Origin of the sequence: Coprococcus sp. AF19-8AC (assembly GCF_003603115.1) — a bacterium.
In the GTDB taxonomy this organism is placed as follows: domain Bacteria; phylum Bacillota; class Clostridia; order Lachnospirales; family Lachnospiraceae; genus Coprococcus; species Coprococcus aceti.
The window spans coordinates 1-277 of the sequence record NZ_QTMI01000014.1; the positions used below are offsets into that span (position 1 = coordinate 1).

1 protein-coding gene is annotated in these 277 nt (G+C 40.8%); it reads right to left on the bottom strand.

Annotation, left to right across the window (positions count from 1 at the left end; all coding sequences use genetic code 11):
• Positions 1-251 (bottom strand): hypothetical protein (locus tag DWX57_RS13945; RefSeq protein WP_133300895.1); only part of this gene is annotated, 251 nt, incomplete at its 3' end.
• Between the last annotated feature and the right edge of the window lie 26 nt (positions 252-277).

The following is a 277-nucleotide window of genomic DNA, read 5'->3' on the forward strand; positions in this document are numbered from 1 at the left end:
AGATCGTATGCCTCATCCAGAATCTTCTTCAGAGTTCCAAGCCGATCATATTCGTCTACCAGTTGAGCACGATATCTGTCCAGGGATGATATATCCAGGGATTCCGCCATCTTGCTTATGTATATTATATCTCTCTGACGTCTGATATCATCAATATACTGTCCAAGTGTATCATATATCTTTGACAATCTGTAAGGTTCATCTTCAAGCTTGCCCAAGTCTACATATAAAAGCACGCCTCTATTCCCCATTATTTTCATCCCCCCTGTACTTGTCA